The organism is Mesorhizobium sp. M2A.F.Ca.ET.067.02.1.1 (assembly GCF_004023285.1).
Classification (GTDB): Bacteria; Pseudomonadota; Alphaproteobacteria; order Rhizobiales; family Rhizobiaceae; genus Mesorhizobium.
This window is the reverse complement of sequence record NZ_RZSB01000714.1, coordinates 1-3,140: the sequence shown is the minus strand read 5'-3', so window position 1 is coordinate 3,140 and position 3,140 is coordinate 1. Positions and strand designations below refer to the sequence as shown.

At 64.5% G+C, this 3,140-nt stretch carries 5 protein-coding genes and 1 tRNA gene; 4 read left to right on the top strand and 2 right to left on the bottom strand.

What is annotated here, in order from left to right; translation table 11 throughout:
• The 4 genes from EOA28_RS30535 to EOA28_RS30520 form a co-directional block, all read left to right on the top strand.
• On the top strand, positions 1-471 hold a 471-nt coding region (locus EOA28_RS30535; protein WP_128315604.1), incomplete at its 5' end, for a pyridoxamine 5'-phosphate oxidase family protein.
• A 90-nt stretch (positions 472-561) separates the two neighbouring features.
• A tRNA-Pro gene (locus EOA28_RS30530) sits at positions 562-638 on the top strand.
• 112 nt (positions 639-750) lie between these two features.
• Positions 751-1,086, top strand: a complete 336-nt coding sequence (locus EOA28_RS30525) for a hypothetical protein (protein ID WP_126078162.1) — start codon at positions 751-753, stop codon at positions 1,084-1,086.
• A gap of 314 nt (positions 1,087-1,400) precedes the next feature.
• The gene (locus EOA28_RS30520; RefSeq protein ID WP_126078163.1) at positions 1,401-1,664 is read left to right on the top strand and encodes a hypothetical protein; all 264 of its coding nucleotides are present in this window, start codon (positions 1,401-1,403) and stop codon (positions 1,662-1,664) included.
• 161 nt (positions 1,665-1,825) lie between these two features.
• Here EOA28_RS30520 and hdaA read toward each other — a convergent pair whose 3' ends face one another.
• Positions 1,826-2,530 (bottom strand): DnaA regulatory inactivator HdaA, encoded by a 705-nt coding sequence (gene hdaA, locus EOA28_RS30515; RefSeq protein ID WP_126078164.1) that lies wholly within the window; start codon positions 2,528-2,530, stop codon positions 1,826-1,828.
• Between the two features lies 1 nt (position 2,531).
• The coding region (locus EOA28_RS30510; protein ID WP_148670951.1) for an AI-2E family transporter at positions 2,532-3,140 on the bottom strand (609 nt) is incomplete at its 5' end.

The following is a 3,140-nucleotide window of genomic DNA, read 5'->3' as shown; positions in this document are numbered from 1 at the left end:
GATGAGCTCGAAGCAAACTTCTGGAAAGACCTGAAATCGGATATGACAATGATGATCGGGCTTGACGGCTCGAACATCATCCCGCGCCCCATGACGGCGCAACTGGAAGCCGAGGCCAGGGGCCCGATCTGGTTCTTCACCGCCAGGGAAACCGAGCTTGTGCTTGGACTTTCCTCCGGCAGCCAGGCAACGGCGACGTTTGTATCCAAGGGTCATGACCTTTTTGCAACGGTGCAAGGCCGGTTGCAGATCGATAACGACCGGGTCGTGATCGACCGGCTGTGGAACCGCTACGTGGAAGCGTGGTTCGAAGGCGGCAGGGACGATCCGAAGCTGACGCTGCTTCGCTTCGAGCCTGAACAGGCCGAGATTTGGCTCGACGCCTCCAGCGTCGTCTCCGGTATCAAGATGCTGCTCGGCTACGATCCGAAGGAGGAGTACAAGGACAACGTCGCCAAGGTCGATCTCTAGGCTGCCTGGACAGCATCATCGGCCGGATCGAACCGCGCTCTGTTTTTGTGTTGCCTTCCGGGCGTGCGCCCCCTATACGCCGCGGGACGTCGGAGTGTAGCGCAGCCTGGTAGCGCACCTGATTTGGGATCAGGGGGTCGCGTGTTCGAATCACGCCACTCCGACCATCGCTTTCCCCCAAAAAATTGCCGTGCCGGTCTAGCGGCCCAGGGCCTGACCAGAAGGGCTCTTGGCCTCACTCTCCTGGAACCATGTCAGCCTTCGCAAGTTTCGGTTGCCATGACCGGCAATGCGAAAACTCCGACCATCGCGCGCATCTGGCGCGGCAGAACCTTGCCCGACAAAGCCGACGCATATGAGGCCTACAACTACGAGGTCGGCATCAAGCCGCTGATCGAGAAGGCGCTCGGTGTCCAGACCTTCCGCGAGGACACGCCGACCTATTCGGAGTTCATGACAATCTCCTATTGGGAGAATAACGAGGCAATGGCGCGCTTCACCGGCGGCGATCCCACCAAGATCCACCATCTAGACCGTGACGAGGAATTTCTCATCGAGTTGCCCAACAGCGTTCAGGTGCTACGCCTGCTCGCCAGACACGGCAGCACGGGCTGAGTGCCGATCCCCAACAGTCCCGTCCGGGTTGAAATCAAACCTGTGGTGTGAACACGGAGACGGGTAAACCCGCCGGGCGAGTCCCCAACAACCTCAAGCCCGGCGAGCCTACAACCCGATCTGGAACGCGACCGGGGCCGGGATCAACCGGCACTGTCGGTGTTGCAAGACTGATGCCGGAAAGACTGTTCCGGAATGGGACGGCTACGCCGCACGCTCCCACAGATGCCGCACAAGCCGGGACGCGGCTCGAACAATCCCCCTCGCTCCCAACTTTGTCACCGGTCTAGACTTCGGACAAAGGGGGATTGTCGATGCCCGTGCTCGAGGCGCTGCTGTCGCTGATCGGTCCGGCCTACCTGGCCTATTACGGCTTCGCGGTTCCGGTCATGGTCGCCTGGGCAATCCTGTGCGCCGCTCTGTGGGTCTGGAACAACCGGCCGAGCAAGCGGCAGAGCGGCGTCGCCCGGTCGCGGTCCGCCGGCCTGATGGTCTTCGTCCTTGTCGCCGCCTGTTACATCGCGGCGCATACGGGCGTGTATCTTTTGGCTCGGCATCTGGCCGGGCTATGGGCGTAATTTTTCCCTTCTCCCCTTGTTTGTGGGAGAAGGTGGATCGGTGCGCAGCGCCGAGACGGATGAGGGGTATTCCAGCGGAGTGAGACGTCGGCTTTCCCTGGAGCACCCCTCATCCGGCCGCTTAGCGGCCACCTTCTCCCGCAAGGGGAGAAGGGAAAGGCCTAGATATCGAACTCGCCCTGCCCCTCGTCCATAGCGCTGACCGTCTCCGCCGCGAGCGCCCGGGTGATCGGCGTCTTGCGCTCAAGCGCGGCGCGGTCGAGGCGCTCGACGACACGCATGGCGGTGCCGAGCGAACGCTCGATGCGGCGCACCAGATATTGCACCACATGCGGCTCGACCTCGACCTGGCGGTCGGCGAACAGCTTTGTGATGACGCCGGCAAGCAGCAGATCGTCGGGCTCGTGGATCTCGATCGTCGCCGCCGCTTTCAGCCGCGAGACGAGGTCGGGGAGCGTGACGCGCCAGGCCGAGGGGAAACGCCGCGCCGTAAGCAGCAGCGTCGAGCCCGCGCCGCGCACTTCGTTGATCAGGTGAAACAGGCCCTGCTCATCGATCGCCGTCTTGTCGACGTCGTCGATGAGCGCCGGCCTCATGCCCAGGCCGGCGATGTGCTCGCCGATCCGGCCCGGCTCGATGGCGACGGCATGCGCCCGCTCCTGCCATATCCGGGCGAGATGCGTCTTGCCCGAGCCGGGCGGCCCGGCCAGCACGACCACCGGCGACGGCCAGTCCGGCCAGCGGTCGATCAGCGACGCGGCTTGCGCGTTGGTGCCCGACACGACGAGCTCGTCGCGCGAATAGCCGGTGCCGTGGCCGAGATCGAGCGGCAGCTGACGCGGCGTATCTGCTGGCTGAGCAGCCATGTCAGCCCCGCTTCGAACGGTGGCCGCCGCCGCGATCGGCCGGCAATGGCGGCACGGGCCCTGTGGCGTGACCCTTGTAGAGCGGCGATTCGAGATAGCGGGCGATGGCGAAGCGCACCAGCACGGCAATCGCCGCCGAGGCCGGCACGGCAATCAACAGGCCGACGAAGCCGAACAGCGCGCCGAAGGCAAACAGCGCGAACATCAGCCACACCGGATGCAGGCCGACGCTCTTTCCGACCAGTCGGGGCTGCAGGATGTTGCCCTCGATGAACTGGCCGACGAAGAACACGCAGGCAACCAGCACCACCATGGTCCAGTCCGGCCAGAACTGGACGAAGGCGACGCCGATGGCCAGCACCAGCCCGGTCAGCGAGCCGACATAGGGGATGAAGGAGATCACCCCGGCGAAGAAGCCGATGAGGATGGCGAAGTTCAATCCGGTCAGCGTCAGCCCGGTGGCATACATGGCGCCGAGCACAAGGCATAGCGTGCCCTGCCCGCGCACGAAACCGGCCGTGGCGGTGTTGATGTCGCGGGCAAGCGCGCGCACCGTCTCGACATGGTCGCGCGGCACCCAGCCGTCGACCTCGGCCACCCTGCGGTCCCA

Coding starts and splice junctions, on each gene's coding strand:
- EOA28_RS30520 (WP_126078163.1), top strand. CDS start 1,401: ATGCCCGTGCTCGAGGCGCTGCTGTCGCTGATCGGTCCGGCCTACCTG.
- hdaA (WP_126078164.1), bottom strand. CDS start 2,530: ATGGCTGCTCAGCCAGCAGATACGCCGCGTCAGCTGCCGCTCGATCTC.
- EOA28_RS30525 (WP_126078162.1), top strand. CDS start 751: ATGACCGGCAATGCGAAAACTCCGACCATCGCGCGCATCTGGCGCGGC.